This is a genomic window from Streptomyces sp. YJ-C3, from assembly GCF_053891275.1.
This window is the reverse complement of sequence record NZ_CM132685.1, coordinates 7,373,898-7,394,614: the sequence shown is the minus strand read 5'-3', so window position 1 is coordinate 7,394,614 and position 20,717 is coordinate 7,373,898. Positions and strand designations below refer to the sequence as shown.

The following is a 20,717-nucleotide window of genomic DNA, read 5'->3' as shown; positions in this document are numbered from 1 at the left end:
GGGCGTGACGAAAACTGAGGGAAAACCAGGGAAAAGGTGCCCTGTTCGGGCCACGCCCCCTTCCCGCATCACGCTGCGTGCGGGACGCTCGCATATGACGGCAGCGCAACGAGGAGGCATCAAGTGGTCGACGCGGACCAGACGTTCGTCATCGTCGGGGGAGGACTCGCCGGCGCGAAGGCCGCCGAGACACTTCGCTCGGAGGGTTTCACCGGGCGAGTGATCCTCATCGGGGACGAACGGGACCACCCGTACGAACGCCCGCCCCTGTCGAAGGGATACCTCCAGGGCAAGGAGGAACGGGACAGCGTCTTCGTCCATGAACCGGCCTGGTACGCGAGCAACGACATCGAGCTGCACCTGGGCCAGACGGTCACCGCGATCGACCGCGCCGCGAAGACGGTGCGGCTCGGCGACTCCACCGCCATCAGCTACGACAAGCTCCTGCTCGCCACCGGCGCCGAACCGCGCCGGCTCGACATCCCCGGCACCGGCCTCGCCGGCGTCCACCACCTGCGCCGCCTGGCCCACGCCGAGCGCCTGAAGCACGTGCTCGCCTCGCTCGGCCGCGACAACGGCCACCTCGTGATCGCCGGCGCCGGCTGGATCGGCCTGGAGGTCGCCGCCGCCGCCCGCGAGTACGGCGCCGAGGTCACCGTCGTGGAGCCGGAACAGACGCCGCTGCACGCCGTCCTCGGCCCCGAGGTCGGCCAGATCTTCACCGAACTGCACAGCGACCACGGCGTCCGCTTCCACTTCGGCGCCCGGCTCACCGAGATCACCGGCCAGGACGGCATGGTCCTCGCCGCCCAGACCGACGACGGCGAGGAGCACCCCGCGCACGACGTGCTCGCCGCGATCGGCGCCGCCCCGCGCACCGCGCTCGCCGAGGCCGCGGGCCTGGACCTGGCCCCCCGCGAGCACGGCGGCGGCATCGCCGTCGACGCGCACCTGCGCACCTCGGACCCCGACATCCACGCCGCCGGCGACGTCGCCGCCCTCCAGCACCCGCTCTTCTCGCCGACCCTCGGCAGCCTGCGCGTCGAGCACTGGGCCAACGCGCTGAACGGCGGCCCGGCCGCGGCTCGCGCCATGCTCGGCAAGGACGTCACGTACGACCGCGTGCCCTACTTCTTCTCCGACCAGTACGACCTCGGCCTGGAGTACTCGGGCTGGGCGCCCCCGGGCTCGTACGACCAGGTGGTCCTGCGGGGCGACGCGGGCAAGCGCGAGTTCATCGCCTTCTGGCTGAAGGACGGCCAGGTGCTCGCGGGGATGAACGTGAATGTGTGGGACGTCACGGAGCACATCCAGGAGCTGATCCGCTCCGGCGCCCGGCCCGGCACCGAGCGGCTGTCCGACCCGACCGTTCCGCTCGCCGATCTTCTGGAGGAGTGAGGGGAGTGTCCGACGGGGACCGTAGAATTGCCGCGTGGCAGGCAGGATCAATGACGAGGACGTGAAGGCGGTTCGGGACGCGGTCCCGATCGACGCCGTGGTGTCCGAGTACCTGCAGTTGCGCAACGCGGGCGGCGGGAACCTGAAGGGCCTGTGCCCGTTCCACGACGAGAAGTCCCCGTCCTTCCAGGTCAGTCCGAGCAAGGGGTTCTTCCACTGCTTCGGCTGCCAGGAAGGCGGCGACACCATCACGTTCGTGATGAAGGTCGACCACCTCACCTTCTCCGAGGCGGTCGAGCGCCTGGCCGGCCAGGCCGGCATCACGCTGCGCTACGAAGAGGGCGGGTACAACCCCTCGCACCAGCGCGGCGAGCGCATCCGCCTCGTCGAGGCGCACAAGGCCGCCGCGCAGTTCTACGTCGACCAGCTGGAGTCCCCGGAAGCCGAGATCGGCCGCGCGTTCCTCGCCGAGCGCGGCTTCGACCAGGCCGCGGCCGCCCACTTCGGCGTCGGCTACAGCCCGGCGGGCTGGGACCACCTGACCCGCTTCCTGCGCGGCAAGGGCTTCACCGACAAGGAGCTGACCCTCTCCGGGCTCTCCCAGGAAGGCCGCCGCGGCCCCATCGACCGGTTCCGCGGCCGTCTGATGTGGCCGATCCGCGACATCGGCGGCGAGGTCGTCGGCTTCGGCGCCCGCCGCCTGCGCGAGGACGACAACGGCCCGAAGTACCTGAACACGCCCGAGACCCCGATCTACAAGAAGTCGCAGGTCCTGTACGGCATCGACCTCGCCAAGAAGGACATCGCCAAGTCCAGCCGCGCCGTCGTCGTCGAGGGGTACACCGACGTCATGGCCTGCCACCTCGCGGGCGTCACCACCGCCATCGCGACCTGCGGCACGGCCTTCGGCGGCGACCACATCAAGATCCTCCGGCGCCTGCTGATGGACAACGGCAGCGCCCGCGTCATCTTCACCTTCGACGGCGACGCCGCCGGACAGAAGGCCGCCCTGCGCGCCTTCGAGGACGACCAGAAGTTCGCCGCCGAGACGTACATCGCCATCGCCCCGGACAACATGGACCCGTGCGACCTGCGTCTCGCCAAGGGCGACGACGCCGTCGCCGACCTCGTCGAACCCCGCACGCCGCTCTTCGAGTTCGCGCTCCGCCAGATCGTGAGCCGCTACGACCTGGAGACCCCGGCCGGCCGCGCCGCCGCGCTCGACGAGGCCGCGCCGATCGTCGCCCGCATCAAGAACAGCGGAGCCCAGCACGAGGTCGCCGTGCAGCTCGCGGGCATGCTCGGCATCCTCGACACGCAGTTCGTCGTCAAGCGCGTCGCACAGCTGGCCCGCTGGGCCCGGGACCGCGGCGGCAAGGGCCCGGCCCCCGCCGGGCGCGGCCCGCAGGCCCCCCAGCCTGCCGCGCCCGCCCCGGCGTTCGGCGGCCCCGCGCTCACCCTGCGCAACCCGGTGTACGCCACCGAGCGCGAACTGCTCAAGCTCGCCCTGCAGCACCCGCACCTGGTCGCCCCGGCCTTCGACGCGTACGGCGTCGACGAGTTCACGGCCGCGCCCTACGCCGCCGTGCGCCAGGCCGTCCTGGAGGCGGGCGGCGTCGAGCAGGGCGTGCACGACCCACAGGAATACCTCGTCCGGGTCCGCGAGGCGGCGCCGGACAACGCGGTGCGGGCGATGGTGACCGAGCTGGCCGTCGAGGCGATCCACCGCAAGTCGGTCGACGAGGCGTACGCGGGCGAGCAGCTCGTCACCGTGCGCAGGCGAGCCGTCGAGCGCCGCATCCGGGACGTCCAGGGCACCTTCACCCGCCTCGGCTCGGGCGGCGACCCGGCCCAACTGGTGGCCGTGCAGAACGAGTTGTGGGTGCTCCAGCAGTACGGCCAGGCACTGCGCGAGCGGGGCGCGGAAGCGCTGTAGGCGCGGGCCCGCACCTTCGTGCGCCGTTTCGGCCTGTTCGGGGCCGGGAAGAGCGGGCACCCGTACAGCACGGTAACCGTGCGGTCACGCACCGGACTCAAAAAGTCATCGCACGCCCCTCGTGGCGGCACTGTGTCGTACTCCACACTGGGTTGCGGTGCCTGAGTCCTCGGAGCGCGGCCGGAGCCCGGACACCGGGTCCGACACCCCCGCGATTCCGCTCATCGCGTACGGGACGGGCAGCGGCGCGGCCGCCGCTACCGCCCCCCTTGCCGCACGCCTCAGCAGCGATCACCTTGGAGGTCGCCCCCGTGCAGACCCAGACCCTCAGTCAGAGCGACAGCGCAGCGCAGGCCCTCGCCGATCCCGAAGGCGGCGCTGACGGCGAGGCCCTCACCACGGTGCCGCCGCAATCCCGCGCGGAGCCCCGCCCCGCGGTGGACACCGCCGAACCCGAATCGGCGGAGCCCGAGCCCGCCGAGACGGTCGAGCCGCCGGAGCCCGTGCGCGGCACCCGCACGGACACCGCCGGCCCCTCCTCCGACCTGTTCCGCCAGTACCTGCGCGAGATCGGCCGCATCCCGCTGCTCACCGCGGCCGAGGAAGTGGAGCTCGCCCGGCGCGTCGAGGCGGGCCTGTTCGCCGAGGAGAAACTCACCCACGCCCCCGACCTCGACTCCCAAATGGCCCTGGACCTCGACAAGTTGGTGGTCATGGGCCGGATGGCCAAGCGCCGCCTGATCGAGGCGAACCTGCGCCTGGTCGTGTCGGTGGCCAAGCGCTACGTGGGCCGCGGCCTGACCATGCTCGACCTGGTCCAGGAAGGAAACCTGGGCCTGATCAGGGCCGTCGAGAAGTTCGACTACGCCCGCGGCTACAAGTTCTCGACGTACGCGACCTGGTGGATCCGCCAGGCCATGAGCCGCGCGCTGGCCGACCAGGCCCGCACCATCCGCGTCCCCGTCCACGTGGTCGAACTGATCAACCGGGTCGTCCGGGTGCAGCGCCGCATGCTCCAGGAGCGCGGCTACGAACCGACGCCCGAAGAGGTCGCGGCCCACCTGGACCTCCCGCACGAACGGGTCAGCGAGGTGCTGCGCCTCGCGCAGGAGCCGGTCTCGCTGCACGCCCCCGTCGGTGAGGAGGACGACGTGGCGCTCGGCGACCTCATCGAGGACGGCGACGCGACGAGCCCGGTCGAATCGGCGGCGTTCCTGCTGCTCAGGGAACACCTGGAGGCGGTCCTCTCCACCCTCGGCGAGCGCGAACGCAAGGTGGTCCAGCTCCGCTACGGCCTCGCCGACGGCCGCCCCCGCACCCTGGAGGAGATCGGCCGTATCTTCGGCGTCACCCGCGAGCGGATTCGTCAGATCGAGTCGAAGACCCTGAACAAGCTGCGCGACCACGCGTTCGCCGACCAGCTGCGTGGTTACTTGGACTGATGCTGACGATCGGTTCGACCGTGCTCGGGGTGAGCGACGTACGCCGCGCGTACGCCTTCTGGACAGGCGCCCTCGGCTACGTGCCGCGGGATCCGGGCCCCCTGGACGACGACTGGGTGGTCCTGGTCCCGCCGGACGGAGCCGCGGGCGCGCACCTCTCCCTGATGGAGAGCGGCACCCCGCCCCAGGACGCCCCGCGCACCCATCTGGACCTCTACGCGACCGACCAGCAGGCGGAGGTGACCCGCCTGCTGGACCTCGGCGCGGAAGAGGTCATGGGCTGGAAGTACCCGCCGGACGCGGACTTCGTGGTGCTGGCCGATCCCGACGGCAACAGATTCTGCGTGGTGCAGACGCCCCGGTAGGCCGCCCCGAAGGGGCGCCTACCGGGGCGCGGGGAACTGCGCGACCAGCCACGACGAACGTGTCACTCGACAGATCGCCATGCCCCTACGGCGATCAGTCGACCTCGGCCACGGCCTGCGCGAACTGAGCCTCGTACAGCCGCTGATACGCCCCGCCGGAGGCGACCAGCGCATCGTGCGAGCCCTGCTCCACGATCGCCCCGTTCTCCATGACCAGAATCGTGTCGGCATCGCGGATCGTCGACAGACGGTGCGCGATGACGAACGACGTGCGTCCCGCGGCGAGCCGCGCCATGGCCTTCTGGATCAGCACCTCGGTCCGCGTGTCGACGGAGGAGGTCGCCTCGTCCAGCACCAGGATCACCGGGTCCGACAAGAAGGCCCGCGCGATGGTGATGAGCTGCTTCTCACCGGCGCTGACCCCCGTGCCCTCGTCGTCGATGACGGTGTCGTACCCGTCGGGCAGCGTCCGGATGAACCGGTCCGCGTGCGCGGCCTTCGCCGCCTCCTCGATCTGCTCCCGGGTGACGTCCTTCGCGGCGCCGTACGCGATGTTCTCCGCGATGGACCCGCCGAACAGCCACGTGTCCTGGAGCACCATGCCGATGCCGGCCCGCAGCTCGTCGCGCGACATCTTCGCGATGTCGACCCCGTCGAGCGTGATCCGCCCGCCGGTGACGTCGTAGAACCGCAGCAGCAGATTGACCAGGGTGGTCTTGCCCGCGCCCGTCGGCCCGACGATCGCGACCGTGTGCCCCGGCTCCGCGGTGAGCGACAGGTCCTCGATGAGCGGCTTGTCCTTCTCGTAGCGGAAGGCGACGTGCTCGAACTCGACGTGCCCGCGCAGATCGGCCGGCTTCTCACCGGGAACCGGCTCGGCCGACTGCTCCTCCGCGTCGAGGAGCTCGAAGATCCGCTCGGCGGAGGCGACACCCGACTGGACGAGGTTCGCCATCGACGCGACCTGCGTCAACGGCATCGAGAACTGCCGCGAGTACTGGATGAACGCCTGCACGTCACCGATGGACAGCGACCCGGACGCCACCCGCAGCCCGCCGACCACGGCGACCAGCACATAGTTCAGGTTCGAGATGAAGAACATCAGCGGCTGCATGATGCCGCTGTTGAACTGGGCCTTGAACGACGCCTCGTACAGCGCCTCGTTCTGCTCGGCGAACTGCTCGGCCGACTCCTTCTGCCGCCCGAACACCTTCACCAGGTTGTGGCCGGTGTACATCTCCTCGATGTGCGCGTTCAGCACGCCGGTCGTCCGCCACTGCTGCACGAACTGCGGCTGCGACCGCTTGCCGACCTTCGCCGCGACGAGCACCGACAGCGGCACCGTCACCAGCGCGACCAGCGCCAGCAGCCAGGAGATCCAGAACATCATCACGAGGACGCCGATGATGGTCAGCAGCGAGTTGAGCATCTGGCCCATCGTCTGCTGCAGCGTCTGCCCGATGTTGTCGATGTCGTTCGTCGCCCGGCTCAGCACCTCGCCGCGCTTCTGCTTGTCGTAGTACGACAGCGGCAGCCGCGACAGCTTCGCCTGCATCTCCTTGCGCAGCTGGGACACCGCCAGGTTGATGACCCGGTTGGCCAGCCGGGTGCCGATCATCATCGCGAGGCCCGCCACCGCGAACACCGCGAGCGCGAGCAGCAGCACCCGCCCGATCGCGTCGAAGTCGACGCCCTGGCCCGGAGTGAAGTCGACCCCGCCGAGCATGTCGGCCATACCGGTGTCGCCCTTGGCCCGCAGGCCCTCGATGACCTGCTCCTTGGTCTGCCCGGCCGGCATCTGCCCGCCGATGATCCCGCCGAACAGCAGGTCGGTGGCATGGCCGAGGATCTTCGGCCCGACCACCGACAGACCGACACTGATCACGACCGCGACCAGCACCGCGACGACCGCCGCGCGGTGCGCCGCCATCCGCTTGAGCAGCCGCTTGCCCGAGCCCTTGAAGTCCATCGAGCGCGAACCGGGCCCACCGGCCGCCATCCGCGCCGCCATCGGCCCGCTCATCAGGCGGCCTCCGCTTCCGTCAGCTGGGAGAGCACGATCTCCCGGTACGTCTCGTTCTCCGCCATCAGTTCGTGGTGGCGCCCCACCCCGACGACCTGCCCCTCGTCGAGGACGACGATCCGGTCGGCGTCCCGGATCGTCGCGACCCGCTGGGCCACGATCACCACGGTCGCCTCGGCCGTCTCGGCGCCGAGCGCACGGCGCAGCGCGGCGTCGGTGGCGTAGTCGAGCGCGGAGAACGAGTCGTCGAAGAGGTAGATCTCCGGCCGCTGCACGAGCGTGCGCGCGATGGCCAGGCGCTGGCGCTGACCACCGGAGACGTTCGTCCCGCCCTGCGAGACGGGCGCGTCCAGCCCGCCCTCCAGCCGGCTGACGAAGTCCTTGGCCTGCGCCACCTCGAGCGCGTGCCACAGGTCCTCGTCGGTCGCGTCCGGCCGGCCGTACCGGAGGTTGGACGCGACGGTCCCGGAGAACAGATACGGCTTCTGCGGTACGAGCCCGACGGTCCGCGCCATGAGCACGGGGTCGATCTCGCGGACGTCCTCACCGTCGACGTACACGACCCCGGCGGTGGTGTCGTACAGCCGCGGCACGAGTCCGAGCAGCGTCGACTTGCCGCTGCCCGTCGAGCCGATGATCGCGGTGGTCTCACCGGGCCGCGCGACCAGGTCGACGCCGCGCAGCACCGGCTCCTCGGCGCCCGGGTAGCCGAAGTCGGCGCCGCGGATCTCCAGGTGGCCGTGCCGGCGCAGCTCCCGTACGGAGGCCTCCGGAGCCGGCGGCACGACGCTCGACTCGGTGGCGAGCACCTCCTGGATGCGCTCGGCGCAGACCTCGGCGCGCGGCACCTGCATGAACATGAAGGTGGCCATCATCACGCTCATCACGATCTGCATCAGATACGCGAGGAACGCGGTCAGGTCACCGATCTGCATGCCGCCGCTGTTGATCCGGTGCGCGCCGAACCAGACGACGGCGATCGACGCGACGTTCACGATCGTCATGACGAACGGGAACATCAGTGCCATGATCCGGCCGGTGGCCAGCGACGTCTTGGTCAGGTCCCAGTTGGCCTCGCCGAACCGGCTCTTCTCGAAGTCGTCCCGGACGAAGGCGCGGATGACGCGGTTGCCGGTGATCTGCTCGCGCAGCACCCGGTTCACGGTGTCCAGCTTGACCTGCATGGACCGGAACAGCGGCCGCATCTTGCGGATGATCAGCGACAGCACGATCGCCATGACGGGCAGCACGGCGAGCAGCACGCCGGACAGCGGCACATCGAGCCCGAGGGCCATGACCACACCGCCGACGCACATGATCGGCGCCGACACCATCAGGGTGAACGAGAGCAGCGCCAGCATCTGGACCTGCTGCACGTCGTTCGTGGTCCGGGTGATCAGCGAGGGCGCCCCGAACTGGCCGAGCTCCCGCGCCGAGAAGGACTGCACGCGGTCGAAGACGGCGCCGCGCACGTCGCGCCCGAGCGCCGCCGCGGTCCGGGCGCCGAAGAACACGGCTCCGGTGTTGCAGACGACCTGGACGACCGTGACGCCCAGCATCAGGGCGCCGTACTCGAGGATGTAGCCGGTGTCGCCGTTCACGACACCGTTGTCGATGATGTCCGCGTTCAGGGTGGGCAGGTACAGCGAGGCGCAGGTCTGCAGGAACTGCAGCAGCACCAGCAGCCCGATGGGTTTCTTGTACGGACTGAGATAGGTCCGCAGGAGTCGTATGAGCACGCTCGGTCTCTCGGTGGTCGGCGGGTGAGTGTGAGCGGTGGACGGGGGAGCGACGGAAAAACGGGGACGGTCCGGCGCCGCCGCCACAACGGCGACGCATGGACCCCTATCGTCCGACACTCCACCCGCGTTACCTCAACCGATTAACCCAAGAGCGCTCAAAGACCAGCCAAGGGTCTAAGAAAAAGCGCCGGGATGGATCTGCTCCCGAACGGCCCGGTACTGCTGGCGCACCGCCTGTCCCACGGCCGCCTCCTCACCGGGCTCGAAGACCTGTGCGGCCGCGCCCTGCCACTGCGGCAACTGCCCGGTCAGCGCCCACGCGGCCTGCCGCGCCGCGCCGAGCGCCGCGTAGTCCGCGGGCTGCGGGACCACGACCTGCGTCCCGAACAGCATCGGCGCCACGGCCTGCACGGCGTGCAGCTCCGCGGCCGCCCCGAGGAGGAAGACCCGCCGGATCTCGACGCCCCGCCCGCGCAGCACGTCCATGGCGTCCGCAAGGCCGCACAGCATGCCCTCGAAGGAGGCCCGCGCCAGGTGCTCGGGCCGCATGGACTCCCGCCGGAGTCCGCTCAGCGTCCCGGCGGTGTGCGGCAGGCTCGGCGTCTTCTCGCCCTCCAGATAGGGCAGGAGGACGAGTCCGTGGGAACCCGGCGTCGATTTCACGGCGAGCTCGGACAGCTCCTCCAGGCCGCCGTCGAGCCCCAGCATCTCCGCCGTGCCCCGCAGCGCCCGCACGGCGTTCAACGTGTGCACGACGGGCAGATGCATGCCCGTCGCGTCCGCGAGCGAGGTGATGGCACCGGTCGAATCGACCAGCGCCTCATGGTGCACGGCCATCACGGACCCGGAGGCGCCGAGCGACACCACGGCGTCGCCGGCCCGCACCCCGAGCCCGAAGGCGGCCGCCATGGTCTCCCCGGTCCCGGCCGAGATGATCAGCCCCTCCGGGGTCGTCCCCGCCGCGTCGCCCGGTCCGAGGACCTCGGGCAGCATCGCCTGCTGCCCGAGGGCCAGCTCCACGAGATCGGGCCGCCAGGAACCGGTGGCGGCGGACCAGTACCCGGTGCCGGAGGCGCCGCCCCGGTCCGTCGTCCGCCGCGCGGGCCGGCCGAGGAGCTGCCACACCAGCCAGTCGTGCGCCTGCAGGAGCAGGGCCACCCGCTGGGCGTTGTCGGGCTCGGTCCGCGCCAGCCACCGCAGCTTGGTCACCGGCTGCGCCGCCTGGGGCACGCACCCGACGGCGTCGGCCCAGGCCTCCCGCGAGCCGAGCCGGTCGATCAGATCGGCGGCCGCCGCCTGCGCCCGCTTGTCGCCGCCGACCAGCGCGGGACGCACCGTGTTGCCCTGGTTGTCCAGCGGCACCAGCGCGTTCTGCTGCGCGGAGACCCCGATCGCCTGCACGCCTTCGAGCAGTCCGCCGCCCGCGGCCTCGCCCAGCGACAGCAGCCAGGCCTGGGGATCGACGTCGGAGGGCCGGCCACCGCCCTCCACCGGGTCCAGCGGATGGGGGGCGTACCCCTGCCGCAGTACGGCCCCGGTGTCGGAGTCACAGACCACAATGCGTGTGAAATCGGGCGAACTGTCCAGCCCGGCGACTATCCCCATGACAGAAATTCTGCCGCACCGCAGGCCACTCCCGTACCGCAGCGTCCGCTTCGCTACGTGTTGCTGGTGCCCCAGTCGTCGTCCTCGCCCGCGTCGGTGCGCTTGCGCAGCGAGCGCACCCGGTCGGCCACCGAGTCCGGCACCTTGTTCTCCACCTTCTCGCTCACCGCGTGGAAGGTCTTGCCCGCGTAGCTCCGCGTCTGCTGCGCGGCCGACTCGGCGGTGTTGCGCACCGTCGGGTTCTGGGCGATCTCACGCGCGGTCTTCTTGAGCTTCTCGTACCGCTCGCGCCCGGCGCGCGTTCCCAGCACGTAACCGAGGGCCAGACCGGCGATGAATGTGAGCCGGTAGCGCATGACGGCCACCCTTCCGTAGCGAGTCGTGATCACCGAGGGGGATACCGATTGGCGGAGCACCCCCCTGCTTGCGCTAATGTATGTGTCGCAGCGAGCGCCCGCCGCCTGGCAAGTACCCAGGTAGGTGCGTTCGAAGCAACGATGCATTCCCCTGTAGCTCAATTGGCAGAGCAGCCGGCTGTTAACCGGCAGGTTACTGGTTCGAGTCCAGTCGGGGGAGCTCGATCTCCTGTAGCTCAATTGGCAGAGCAGCCGGCTGTTAACCGGCAGGTTACTGGTTCGAGTCCAGTCGGGAGAGCTGCGGAACAAGCCCTTCGGAGTCCACTCCGGGGGGCTTTTTCGTGCCTGGTGGAACCATGTGCGCGCCCATGGAGTCCTCAAGGTCGTGCAGAGCCGAACCATTCGAGGCAGGAGATCGTATGAGCGGCTATGCTGCGGCAGACGGCGCGCACAAATGTGCGCGACGCGCCGTAACGGGGCGGTAGCTCAGCCGGTTAGAGCAGCGGACTCATAATCCGTCGGCCGTGGGTTCGAGTCCCACCCGCCCCACCACGCGATCGTGGCGCAGAAACGATGCGACCAGGACGTACGTAACCTGATGGGCCGTCACACAAACGGTGGCGGCCCTCCTGTCACCCGTTCAGCGAGATGCTGCGGAAACCGGCTCACTCATTCGTGGATTCTTCGGGCAGATCCCGTGCCGCTACGGCGCCGTGCAGGGGCTGTGAGGCGTCAGTGCGGTGACTGCCACGTCACCGTCGTGGCCGAGCCGCCGTCGTCCCGTGTGCCGTCGTCCGCCACCGTCAGGCGTACGCCCGGACGGCCGTCCGGCAGGGGCGTCGCCGAGTCGACCGTGACGTCGATCCGGGAGATCTCCGCGCGGCGCGAGGCCGTGGCCAGGGCGCGGCGCAGGTTCGTCAGGAGGTGGCCCTGGACCGGGCCGCTCAGGGCCGTCTCGACCGGGCCCGTGAAGTGCACCGACGGGGCGAAGCCGAGGACCGCGGCCGCGCCCGCCGTCTCGCGCAGGACCTTGCCGCGGAACGTGGTGGGTGCGTCGGCCGGCGGCTGCTGGAGCGCGAAGATCGTGGTGCGGACCTCCTGGATCGTCGACTCCAGCTCGTCGACGGCGTGGGCGAGCGTGTCGCGGACGTCACCCACCTGGGCGCGGCGCTGCGTCGATTCGAGCATCATGCCCGTGGCGAACAGCCGCTGGACGACCAGGTCGTGCAGGTCGCGGGCGATGCGGTCGCGGTCCTCGAAGACGGCGAGGCGCTCGCGGCCCGCCTGGGCGTCGGCCAGGACCAGGGCGAGCGCCGCCTGCGAGGCGAACTGGGTGGCCAGGAGATGGTCGACGGAGGTGTACGGGCGGGAGCCGGGGGAGCGCGGCAGGGCCAGGGTGCCGATCAGTTTCCCGCCGGCCTGGAGCGGCAGCATCATGCTCGGGCCGAACCGGGACCGTACCTCGGTCGTCATCCGCGGGTCCGTCGCCGAGTCGTCGATGAACACCGGCTCCCCGCTGAGGAGTTGCGCCAGGACCGCGGTGCCCGGCCGGATCGTCGCGCCGATCAGGCTGTCCGGGGCGTCCGCCGTGGACGCCGCCACGATCTCCATGCCGCCCGACTCCGTGGGCTGCAGGACGACCCCGGCCGCGGCGTCGGCCAGCAGTCTGGCCCGTTCGGCGACCGTCGTCAGGGCGTCCCCGGGACGGCCGGTGAGCAGCGCCGTCGTCACCGCCGCGGCGCCCTCGATCCAGCGTTCGCGCTGCTTGGCGGTCTCGTACAGGCGGGCGTTGCCGATCGCGATGCCGGCCTGTGTGGCGAGGACCCGCAGCAGGTCGAGGTCGTCGCCGGTGAAGCCGCCCGGGTGCGCGCGGGACGGCTCGCCCGTCAGGCGCAGGCGGCCGAAAACCGTCTGCTGCACGTGGATGGGGACGGCGAGGACGCCCGGCTCGTGGACGACCGCGCCGGGCGCCTCGTCCGGCGGCAGGGTGGGTTCCGCGTCCCCGGTGCCGACCGCTTCGACCAGGCCGCCGTGGCCCGGGTCGAGGACGCCGAGGACGCCGTGCCGGGCGCCGGTCAGGGCGACCGCACTGTCCACCAGGTGCTGCAGGGTGCTGCGCAGTTCGAGCTCGGAGCCGACGTTCAGCACGGCTTCCAGGAGGACGGACAGGCCGGAGGGGACCCCCGGCTCGCGTGCTGCTGCGGTCATCGCGCGTCCGCCCCCAGGTCTGTGCGGTCAGCCGGCCAGCGGGTCCAGGACCAGCGGCTGGATCTTGCCCTCCAGCATCGCACCGAGGCCCTGCACGGCGCACACGTCGGGACGTTCGGCGATGTGCACCGGCATGCCCGTCGCGTCGCGCAGCATCTGGTCGAGGCCGGGCAGCAGGGCCGAGCCGCCGACCATCATGATGCCGCGGTCCGCGAGGTCCGCGACCAGGTCGGGCGGGCAGTCGCGGAGCACCTTGCCGATGCCGTCGAGGACGGCGGTCAGCGGGGTGTGGATGGCGCGGCGCACCGCGGAGGTGTCGACGTGCACCGAGCGGGCCAGTCCCGTCGCCACGTCGCGGCCGTGGATCTCGGTCTGCTCGGGGCCGTACGGGGTGAGGCCGTTGCCGCTCAGGGCGAGCTGCAGGGGGCGTACGGACTGCGAGGGCAGCATCAGTTCGTGCTGCTGGCGCAGGTGCTGGACCACCGCGTGGTCGATGGCGTCGCCGCCGACCGGGACCCGGTCGGCCGTCACGATCGCGCCCAGCGAGAGCACCGCGATCTGCGTCGTCGCCGCACCGCACACGATGATCATCGTGGCTTCGGGCTGCTCGACCGGCAGGCCGCAGCCGACGGCGGCGGCGATGAGGGTGTCGACCAGTTCGACGCGGCGCGCGCCGAGGCCGACCAGCGTCTCGACCGCCGCGCGCTGCGCCAGCGGGTCCGCGTCGTGCGGGGTGCAGGCCGCCGCGCGCAGCCGGGGCTTGCGGCGCAGCGTGCGGCGCAGTTTCTCGCCGATGAGGTGGCGCAGCATCCGCTGGGCCATCTCGATGTCGACGACGGTGCCGCCGGAGACGGGCCGGACGACACGGATGTAGCCGGGGGTGCGGCCGGTCATCTTCTCCGCGAGCTCGCCGACCGCGATCAGGGCGCCGGTGCGGGTGTTGATGGCCGCCGCGCTCGGCTCGTCGACGACGAGGCCCGCGCCTTTCACATAGACGCGGGTGCGCGCGGCACCCAGATCGACGGCGAAGTGGCAGCGGCGCAACTGCTCCAGACTGACGGTCATGGCAGATCCTCCCGAGAGCGCAGACCGTGGGCGGGCCGCGGGTCCGCGGTCCTTTTGGCATCGTGCGGCGGAGGTCCGGATTCCGCGCGGTGGGATAGGCCGTGCGGGGCTGGGCCCAACAGGTGAAGAATTCGATGAACGAGGCCGCCGTCGTCCTCCCGTGCGACCGGCGCCGACCGGGACGGCGGGGGCTCCCGTGCCGTGGCGCGCACTCCGGAGGCCCAGCGCCCGGTGAGCGCTGTCCCGGACGGGGCGCCGACCGGTTCCGGGATGTTCTGTACGACGTGACGGGCGCCCGGTGCGGTGAGGCGGGTCGTCGTGGTGTCCCTCGCCGCGTACGGCCGGGGAGCGGCCTTGGAGGTACGCCGGTATGACGGGCGGCGAGACGCGGGGGACCACGCGGACCGGGCGGCCGGTGGAGTCCGGGGTGCGCGCGAGGGGGCCGGGCGTCCGCGGCCGGTGTGCCGCCCGCTGGCGGGAACGTGCCAGGGCAGCTTCCCGCCAGCACCAGTCAACGTCCCTGCAACACATGCCCCTTGAGACTCTTCACAGCACTCGGGTGACCCCCGATCCGAGGCCTATGAAGAGAGGCGACGATGACCAGAGGACCTGCCGCGAGACGTGGCGCGGCCCTGCTGTCGGCCGGTATCGCGTTCGCGCTGCTGCCCGGCGGTGGCGCACAGGCCGCCCCCGAGGCCGCGCCGAAGGCGACGAGGACCGCGGCCGCCGCGCACACCGTGACCCTGGTGACCGGCGACAAGGTGACCGTGACGGAGCTCGGCGGTGACAAGCGGACCGTCACAGTGGACCGGGCCGCCGGCGCGACCGGCGCCGTCCGTACCCAGGTGGCGCACGGCGACGTCAGTGTCGTCCCCGACGAGGCCCGGCCCTACCTGGCGGCGGGCACCCTCGACGCGCGCCTGTTCAACGTCAGCGAACTGATACGGCAGGGCCTCGCGGACGGCAAGGCCGACGCGACGCCCCTCATCGTGACCTACGGCAGCAAGGCCGCCCGCGCCGCCCGGGCCGTGCCGCGGGGCGCCGAGCGCACCCGGACGCTCGGCAGCATCGGCGGCGCCGCGCTCGACGCCGCGAAGAGCCGGACCTTCTGGAACGCCGCCACGACCGGCAGCGGCTTCGCCGACGGCGTCAGCAAGGTGTGGCTCGACGGCCGGGTCGAGGCCGACATGGCCGCGAGCAACGAGCAGATCGGCACCCCGAAGGCCTGGGAGGCGGGGCTCACCGGCAAGGGCGTGAAGGTCGCCGTCCTCGACACCGGGTACGACTCCTCCCACCCCGATCTCGCCTCGCGGGTGAGCGAGTCGAAGTCGTTCATCGAGGGCGAGGAGGTCGCCGACCGCAACGGCCACGGCACCCACGTCACCTCGACCGTCGGCGGTTCCGGTGCCGCCTCCGACGGCAAGGAGAAGGGCGTCGCCCCGGACGCCACCCTCGCCGTCGGCAAGGTGCTCAGCAACGAGGGCTCCGGCAGCGAGTCGCAGATCATCGCCGGTATGGAGTGGGCCGCCAAGGACATCAAGGCCAAGGTCATCTCCATGAGCCTCGGGTCGCAGGAGGCCAGCGACGGCACCGATCCGATGGCCGCCGCCGTCAACTCCCTGACCGCACAGACCGGGGCGCTGTTCGTGATCGCCGCCGGGAACAACGGCGCACCCACCTCCATCGGCTCGCCCGGCGCCGCCGACTCCGCGCTCACCGTCGGCGCCGTGGACTCCGCCGACCGGGCCGCCTACTTCACCAGCCAGGGGCCGCGCCTGGGCGACAACGCCCTCAAGCCCGACGTCTCCGCCCCGGGCGTGGACATCCTGGCCGCGCGCTCCTCACTGGTCGCGGGCGAAGGCGCGTACACGGAGATGAGCGGTACGTCGATGGCGACGCCGCACGTCGCCGGAGTCGCCGCGCTGCTCGCCCAGAAGCACCCGGACTGGACGGGCCCGCAGCTCAAGGACGCCCTGATGTCCAGCAGCAAGGAACTGGACTCCTCCGCCTACGAGTTGGGCGCCGGACGGGTCAGCGTGCCCGACGCGGTCGACGCGCAGGTCACCGCCACCGGCAGCGCCGACCTCGGCTACTACACGTGGCCGTACGAGGACAATCAGCCGGTGACGAGGACCGTCACGTACACCAACTCCGGTGACAGTGCGGTGGAGTTGAAGCTCGCCGTGCAGGGCGCGGCCGAAGGCGTCGCCACGCTCGCCGACAGCACGCTGACCGTTCCGGCGCACGGCACCGCCGCCACCACCGTCACCGGCGACGGCGCCGAGGCCCCCGTCGGCAGCACCAGCGGGCAGATCGTCGCCGACGCGGGCGGGAAGACCGTCGCGCACACGGCGTTCGGCCTCGTGAAGGAGGAGGAGCGGTACACGCTGACCGTCCATGTGAAGGACCGGTCCGGCGCGCCGACCGCCGCCCATCTCGGGGTGCAGCAGCTCACCGCGAACACCGACCCGTTCCCGGCCGCCGTCGGTGACTCCGGCACCCTCCAGCTGCGGCTCAAGCCCGGCTCGTACTACCTGGAGTCCTACCTGGACGTGCGCGGCAGCCACGGCAAGGACTCGCTCGGGCTCGGCTATCTCGCCGACCCCGAGATCACGCTCGACCGGGACCGCGAGATCACCCTGGACGGACGGCAGTTGAAGGAGATCACGGCCGACGTCGGGCGCACCACGCAGACCCGGCAGCTCCTCATGGAGGCCGACCGCACGGCGGGCGGCGCCGACTACATGAGTGCCGTCCAGCTGCCCGTGAAGTACGACAGCGTCTTCGCCGCGCCCACCCACAAGGTGACCGAGGGCAGCTTCGAGTACCGCACCGTGTGGCGCCTGGGCAAGCCGACCCTGCAGGTCGACGGCCTGCGGGAGGCCACCGTGCAGGGCGGCGGCACCCTGATCGAGGGCCGCAGCCGCCTCCGCGTCGTCGACGCCGGCCACGGCGCGCCCGCCGACTACACCGGCAAGAACGTCCGCGGCAAGGCCGTCCTGGTGCGCCGCAGCGACGCGCTCACCCCGGCCGAGCTCGCGCAGGCCGCCCAGGACGCGGGCGCCGAGGCGCTGTTCGTGACCGACGACGCGGCGGGCCGCCTCAACGCCTGGTTCGGGCCGGACGACGGCAGTGACCGGCCGCTGCAGATCGCGACCGTCGACGCGGCCGCCGGCGCCACGCTCGCCGGGCTCGCCAAGGCGGGGCGGACCGTGTCGATGACGGGCACGCAGTACACGCCGTGGGTGTACGACCTCGCGGACGAGCACAAGGGGGCCGTGCCGAAGGGCGACCTGACGTACGAGCCCGGCAAGCGTGAACTCGCCGTGCTGGACGCCAAGTTCCACGCGGTGAAGCCGCAGGACGGCGGCGAGTACCGGTACTCCCTCACCGACACCTTCCCGATCGGCATCGGCTTCCTGGAGAAGATCGCCTACCCGGCCGAGCGCACCGACTACGTCTCCACCGGCACCGGCCAGAGATGGCACGAGTCCGTGCAGACCGGCCCGACCGACCTGGAGCAGCGCAGCGGCGTCATCACCTACAAGGGCGGCTCGCACCAGGACCTCGACTGGTTCAAGCCGGTCTGGCACCCGTGGCTGGGCACCGGCCTCGGCTGGGGCCAGCAGCGCTCCGGCTCCACCCTGCAGTTCAACACCCCGGGCTGGGGCGACTCCGGGCCCGACCACACCGGCTTCGGCGACGCGTGGTCCGACACGACCGGCATGACCCAGTTCACCGAGGTGTCCGTCGACGGGGTGCCCGGAGGACGCAAGCAGGGCTCCGGCGTGTACGTGTGGGACGCCGACCCGGCCGAGCACACGTACAAGGTCACCACCGACACCACGCTCGACCCCGAGCGCTGGAAGCTGTCGACCGAGGGCCACGCCGAGTGGACGGTCAGATCGGCCGAGACCCCGGACGACAAGTGGACGTACCTGCCGCTGATCAACCTCGGCTTCGACGTCGACACCGACCTCGCGGGCGACGTCCGCGGCGGCTCGCGCGTCCCGGTCGGGATCTACGGCCAGTACGTGCAGGACGCGTCCGGCACCGGCACCATCGGCGGCGGAAAGCTGGAGGTGTCCTACGACGACGGCAGGACCTGGAAGTCCGTGGCCCTCGACGGCCGCGGCGCCTCCTGGAAGGGCAGCCTGAGCGTGCCCCGCGGCGCGCAGTACATCTCGCTGCGCGCGTCGGCGAAGGACGACAAGGGCGGCTCCGTGTCCCAGGAGATCATCCGGGCGGTGGGCGTGAAGTAGTGCCCTGAAGCCCCTGGGAACAGGGGAATCACGGGCCGGGGCCCGGTGCGGAACCACGTCGCGCCGGGCCTTCGGCATTCCGTATGGCGAGACGGCTCCGTCCATGATGCGGAACATGCTTGTCGTGGTGGTGTGTGCGCGGACAGGATGCGGGGCATGGCCCCCGTACTCGTCTCGCGTCGTCACGTGGATCTGCTGCGTGTCTCCACGATGCTCTGTCGGGCCTACTCGCAGTGCCGTACGGCCGGTTGCTGATCCACTCCGGCACGCCGTAGCGGCACCTTCTCCCTTTCGCGCTCCGCCCCCGTGAGGCGTGCGGCGCGCCGTCCTGCCCTTGCCACCCCGTCGTAGGCCCGAGGTGCCCCCATGCCCGAAACCCAACCGCTGCTGCACTGGTTCCTGCCCACCGGCGGGGACGGACGCGACCCCGGAGGCGTCACCGCCGTGCAGGCCAGGAGCGGCACCGCGACCCGGCGCCCGGCCGACGTCGGCTACCTGGCGCAGGTCGCCCGCGCCGCCGAACAGGCCGGATTCACCTCGCTGCTGACCCCCGTGGGGCTCGGCTGCGTCGACCCGTGGATCCTGTCCTCCGCGCTCTCCCAGCACACCGAGCGCATCGGGTTCCTCGTCGCCTTCCGGGCGGGCTTCGCCAGTCCCACGCTGCTGGCCCAACAGGCTGACGCGTTCCGCCGGTTCACCGGCGGACGGCTGCGCCTGAACGTCGTCACCGGCGGTGACTCCGTCGAACAGCGCTCCTACGGAGACCAGTTGGCGCACGACCAGCGCTACGGCCGCACCGACGAGGTGATGGCCGTGCTGCGCGATCTCCTCGACGGCAAGCGCATCGACTTCCAGGGGCAGCACGTCCAGGTCGAGGGCGCCCAGCTGACCGACCCGGCCGTCCAGCACAAGGTGCCGCTGTACTTCGGCGGCGCGTCACGGGCCGCCGAGGACGTCGCCGCGCGCCGCGCCGACGTCCAGCTGCTGTGGGGCGAACCGCCGGCCGCCGTCGCCGAGCGCGTCGAGCGGCTGCGGGGCCGCAATCCGTCGCTCCGCTTCGGGCTGCGGCTGCACGTCATCAGCCGCGACACGGCCGACGAGGCGTGGGCCGAGGCCGACCGCATCCTGTCCGGCATGGACCCGGAGGCCATCCGCGCCAGCCAGGAACGCTTCGCCCGCATGGACTCCACCGGCCAGGCCCGGATGACCGCCCTGCACGGCGGCTCCACGGACGGCCTGACCATCGCCCCCAACCTGTGGGCGGGCATCGGCCTGGTCCGGGAGGGCGCGGGCACCGCACTCGTGGGCAGCCACGACGAGGTGGCCCAACGCCTTTACGAGTACCGGCAGTTGGGCATCGACGAGTTCATCCTCTCCGGATATCCGCATCTGGAGGAGGCGTTCCGGGTCGGCGAGGAGGTCGCTCCGCGGCTGCGGCAGCTGGTGGGCGGCGCCGGATGAGCGCGCTGGACCTGAAGGGGCGCGACCGGCCGCGGACGAGAGAGATCCCGCCGACGGCGGCGGCGCGGCGGGGGAGCCCCCGCGCCACGGCGCTGCGCTGGACAGCCCTCAGGGCCATCGCCCTGGCCGTACTCCTGGCGGCCTGGCAGGCCGCCGTCTCCGCCGAACTCTGGCCCCGGGTGCTCGTCCCGTCGCCGGGCGACGTCCGGCACGCCTTCACCGTGGGCATGACCGACGGCTACAGCGGCCACCTCCTCACCGACCACCTCCTGGTCAGCCTGCGCCGCATCGGCATCGGCACCGGGTACGCCGCCCTCGTCGGCGTACCGCTGGGCCTCGTCATCGGCGCGGTGAAGCCCGTCGCCGTCGTCCTGGAACCCGCCGTCACCTTCCTGCGGACCCTGCCGCCGCTCGCGTACCTCTCCCTCCTCGTCATCTGGTTCGGCATCGACGAGTCCCCGAAGATCTGGCTGCTCGTGGTCGCCGCGCTGCCGCCGATCGCCGCCGCCACGGCCGCCGCCGTGCGCGACGTGCCCGGCGAACTCCTGGAAGCGGCACGGGCCCTGGGCTCGGGGCCGGGCACCCTGCTGCTGTCCGTGCGGCTGCCGGCCGCGCTGCCGGAGATCCTCACCGGCATCCGGATCGCCGTCGGCGTCGCCTACACCTCCGTCGTCGCCGCCGAGACCGTCAACGGCGTCCCCGGCATCGGCGGCATGATCCGCGACGCCCAGCGCTACAACCAGACCGCCGTCGTGATCGTCGGCATCCTCGCCATCGGCGTCTCCGGCATCGTGCTCGACGCGCTGCTCAAGGCCGTCGAGCGGATCGCGGTCCCCTGGCGCGGCCGCGCCTGA

13 protein-coding genes and 3 tRNA genes are annotated in these 20,717 nt (G+C 71.7%); 10 read left to right on the top strand and 6 right to left on the bottom strand.

The window, feature by feature from the left end:
- The first annotated feature begins 123 nt into the window (after positions 1–123).
- The 4 genes from ACVHNB_RS33470 (at position 124) to ACVHNB_RS33455 (ending at position 5,141) form a co-directional block, all read left to right on the top strand.
- Complete coding sequence (locus tag ACVHNB_RS33470; RefSeq protein ID WP_428954838.1) at positions 124–1,398, top strand: NAD(P)/FAD-dependent oxidoreductase; 1,275 nt, start codon at positions 124–126, stop codon at positions 1,396–1,398.
- Positions 1,399–1,432: 34 nt separating this feature from the next.
- A complete protein-coding gene (gene dnaG, locus ACVHNB_RS33465) occupies positions 1,433–3,334 on the top strand; it encodes a DNA primase (RefSeq protein WP_428954839.1) in 1,902 nt (633 codons plus the stop codon).
- A 311-nt stretch (positions 3,335–3,645) separates the two neighbouring features.
- Positions 3,646–4,776, top strand: coding sequence for an RNA polymerase sigma factor (locus tag ACVHNB_RS33460; RefSeq protein WP_428954840.1), 1,131 nt, complete (start codon positions 3,646–3,648; stop codon positions 4,774–4,776).
- The gene (locus tag ACVHNB_RS33455) at positions 4,776–5,141 is read left to right on the top strand and encodes a VOC family protein (protein WP_428954841.1); all 366 of its coding nucleotides are present in this window, start codon (positions 4,776–4,778) and stop codon (positions 5,139–5,141) included. Before ACVHNB_RS33460 ends, ACVHNB_RS33455 begins: the two co-directional genes overlap by 1 nt.
- A 94-nt stretch (positions 5,142–5,235) precedes the next feature.
- Here the strand turns inward: ACVHNB_RS33455 and ACVHNB_RS33450 are convergent, their stop codons facing one another.
- From ACVHNB_RS33450 to ACVHNB_RS33435, 4 genes are all read right to left on the bottom strand, one after another.
- Complete coding sequence (locus ACVHNB_RS33450) at positions 5,236–7,164, bottom strand: ABC transporter ATP-binding protein (RefSeq protein WP_428954842.1); 1,929 nt, start codon at positions 7,162–7,164, stop codon at positions 5,236–5,238.
- Positions 7,164–8,903 (bottom strand): ABC transporter ATP-binding protein, encoded by a 1,740-nt coding sequence (locus ACVHNB_RS33445; RefSeq protein ID WP_428954843.1) that lies wholly within the window; start codon positions 8,901–8,903, stop codon positions 7,164–7,166. The genes ACVHNB_RS33450 and ACVHNB_RS33445 overlap by 1 nt, the downstream gene beginning before the upstream one ends.
- 177 nt (positions 8,904–9,080) lie before the next feature.
- Complete coding sequence (locus ACVHNB_RS33440) at positions 9,081–10,511, bottom strand: FGGY family carbohydrate kinase (RefSeq protein WP_428954844.1); 1,431 nt, start codon at positions 10,509–10,511, stop codon at positions 9,081–9,083.
- A 53-nt stretch (positions 10,512–10,564) separates the two neighbouring features.
- Complete coding sequence (locus ACVHNB_RS33435; RefSeq protein ID WP_428954845.1) at positions 10,565–10,867, bottom strand: YtxH domain-containing protein; 303 nt, start codon at positions 10,865–10,867, stop codon at positions 10,565–10,567.
- A 147-nt stretch (positions 10,868–11,014) separates the two neighbouring features.
- Between ACVHNB_RS33435 and ACVHNB_RS33430 the strand changes: the two genes are divergently transcribed.
- The 3 genes from ACVHNB_RS33430 (at position 11,015) to ACVHNB_RS33420 (ending at position 11,419) form a co-directional block, all read left to right on the top strand.
- A tRNA-Asn gene (locus tag ACVHNB_RS33430) sits at positions 11,015–11,087 on the top strand.
- Positions 11,088–11,092: 5 nt separating this feature from the next.
- Positions 11,093–11,165, top strand: a tRNA-Asn gene (locus ACVHNB_RS33425).
- Positions 11,166–11,342: 177 nt separating this feature from the next.
- Positions 11,343–11,419: transfer RNA gene (locus ACVHNB_RS33420), tRNA-Ile, on the top strand.
- 180 nt (positions 11,420–11,599) lie between these two features.
- On the opposite strand, the gene ACVHNB_RS33415 is transcribed toward ACVHNB_RS33420, so the two are convergent.
- Positions 11,600–13,075 (bottom strand): sensor histidine kinase, encoded by a 1,476-nt coding sequence (locus ACVHNB_RS33415; RefSeq protein ID WP_456226596.1) that lies wholly within the window; start codon positions 13,073–13,075, stop codon positions 11,600–11,602.
- A 27-nt stretch (positions 13,076–13,102) separates the two neighbouring features.
- On the bottom strand, positions 13,103–14,140 hold the full coding sequence (gene mreB / locus ACVHNB_RS33410; RefSeq protein ID WP_428954847.1) for a rod shape-determining protein: 1,038 nt from the start codon (positions 14,138–14,140) through the stop codon (positions 13,103–13,105).
- A 596-nt stretch (positions 14,141–14,736) separates the two neighbouring features.
- Between mreB and ACVHNB_RS33405 the strand changes: the two genes are divergently transcribed.
- From ACVHNB_RS33405 to ACVHNB_RS33395, 3 genes are all read left to right on the top strand, one after another.
- On the top strand, positions 14,737–18,402 hold the full coding sequence (locus ACVHNB_RS33405) for a S8 family serine peptidase (protein ID WP_456226595.1): 3,666 nt from the start codon (positions 14,737–14,739) through the stop codon (positions 18,400–18,402).
- Positions 18,403–18,768: 366 nt separating this feature from the next.
- Positions 18,769–19,863 carry an LLM class flavin-dependent oxidoreductase gene (locus ACVHNB_RS33400; protein ID WP_428954849.1) on the top strand — a complete coding sequence of 365 codons (1,095 nt, stop codon included), beginning with the start codon at positions 18,769–18,771 and terminating at the stop codon, positions 19,861–19,863.
- Positions 19,860–20,717, top strand: coding sequence for an ABC transporter permease (locus ACVHNB_RS33395; protein WP_456226594.1), 858 nt, complete (start codon positions 19,860–19,862; stop codon positions 20,715–20,717). The genes ACVHNB_RS33400 and ACVHNB_RS33395 overlap by 4 nt, the downstream gene beginning before the upstream one ends.

What these genes read in the sequence shown, in the direction of transcription:
- ACVHNB_RS33450 (WP_428954842.1), bottom strand. Translation starts at nt 7,164, where the DNA reads ATGAGCGGGCCGATGGCGGCGCGGATGGCGGCCGGTGGGCCCGGTTCG.
- ACVHNB_RS33415 (WP_456226596.1), bottom strand. Translation starts at nt 13,075, where the DNA reads ATGACCGCAGCAGCACGCGAGCCGGGGGTCCCCTCCGGCCTGTCCGTC.
- ACVHNB_RS33440 (WP_428954844.1), bottom strand. Translation starts at nt 10,511, where the DNA reads ATGGGGATAGTCGCCGGGCTGGACAGTTCGCCCGATTTCACACGCATT.
- ACVHNB_RS33395 (WP_456226594.1), top strand. Translation starts at nt 19,860, where the DNA reads ATGAGCGCGCTGGACCTGAAGGGGCGCGACCGGCCGCGGACGAGAGAG.
- ACVHNB_RS33455 (WP_428954841.1), top strand. Translation starts at nt 4,776, where the DNA reads ATGCTGACGATCGGTTCGACCGTGCTCGGGGTGAGCGACGTACGCCGC.
- ACVHNB_RS33400 (WP_428954849.1), top strand. Translation starts at nt 18,769, where the DNA reads ATGCCCGAAACCCAACCGCTGCTGCACTGGTTCCTGCCCACCGGCGGG.
- mreB (WP_428954847.1), bottom strand. Translation starts at nt 14,140, where the DNA reads ATGACCGTCAGTCTGGAGCAGTTGCGCCGCTGCCACTTCGCCGTCGAT.
- ACVHNB_RS33435 (WP_428954845.1), bottom strand. Translation starts at nt 10,867, where the DNA reads ATGCGCTACCGGCTCACATTCATCGCCGGTCTGGCCCTCGGTTACGTG.
- ACVHNB_RS33405 (WP_456226595.1), top strand. Translation starts at nt 14,737, where the DNA reads ATGACCAGAGGACCTGCCGCGAGACGTGGCGCGGCCCTGCTGTCGGCC.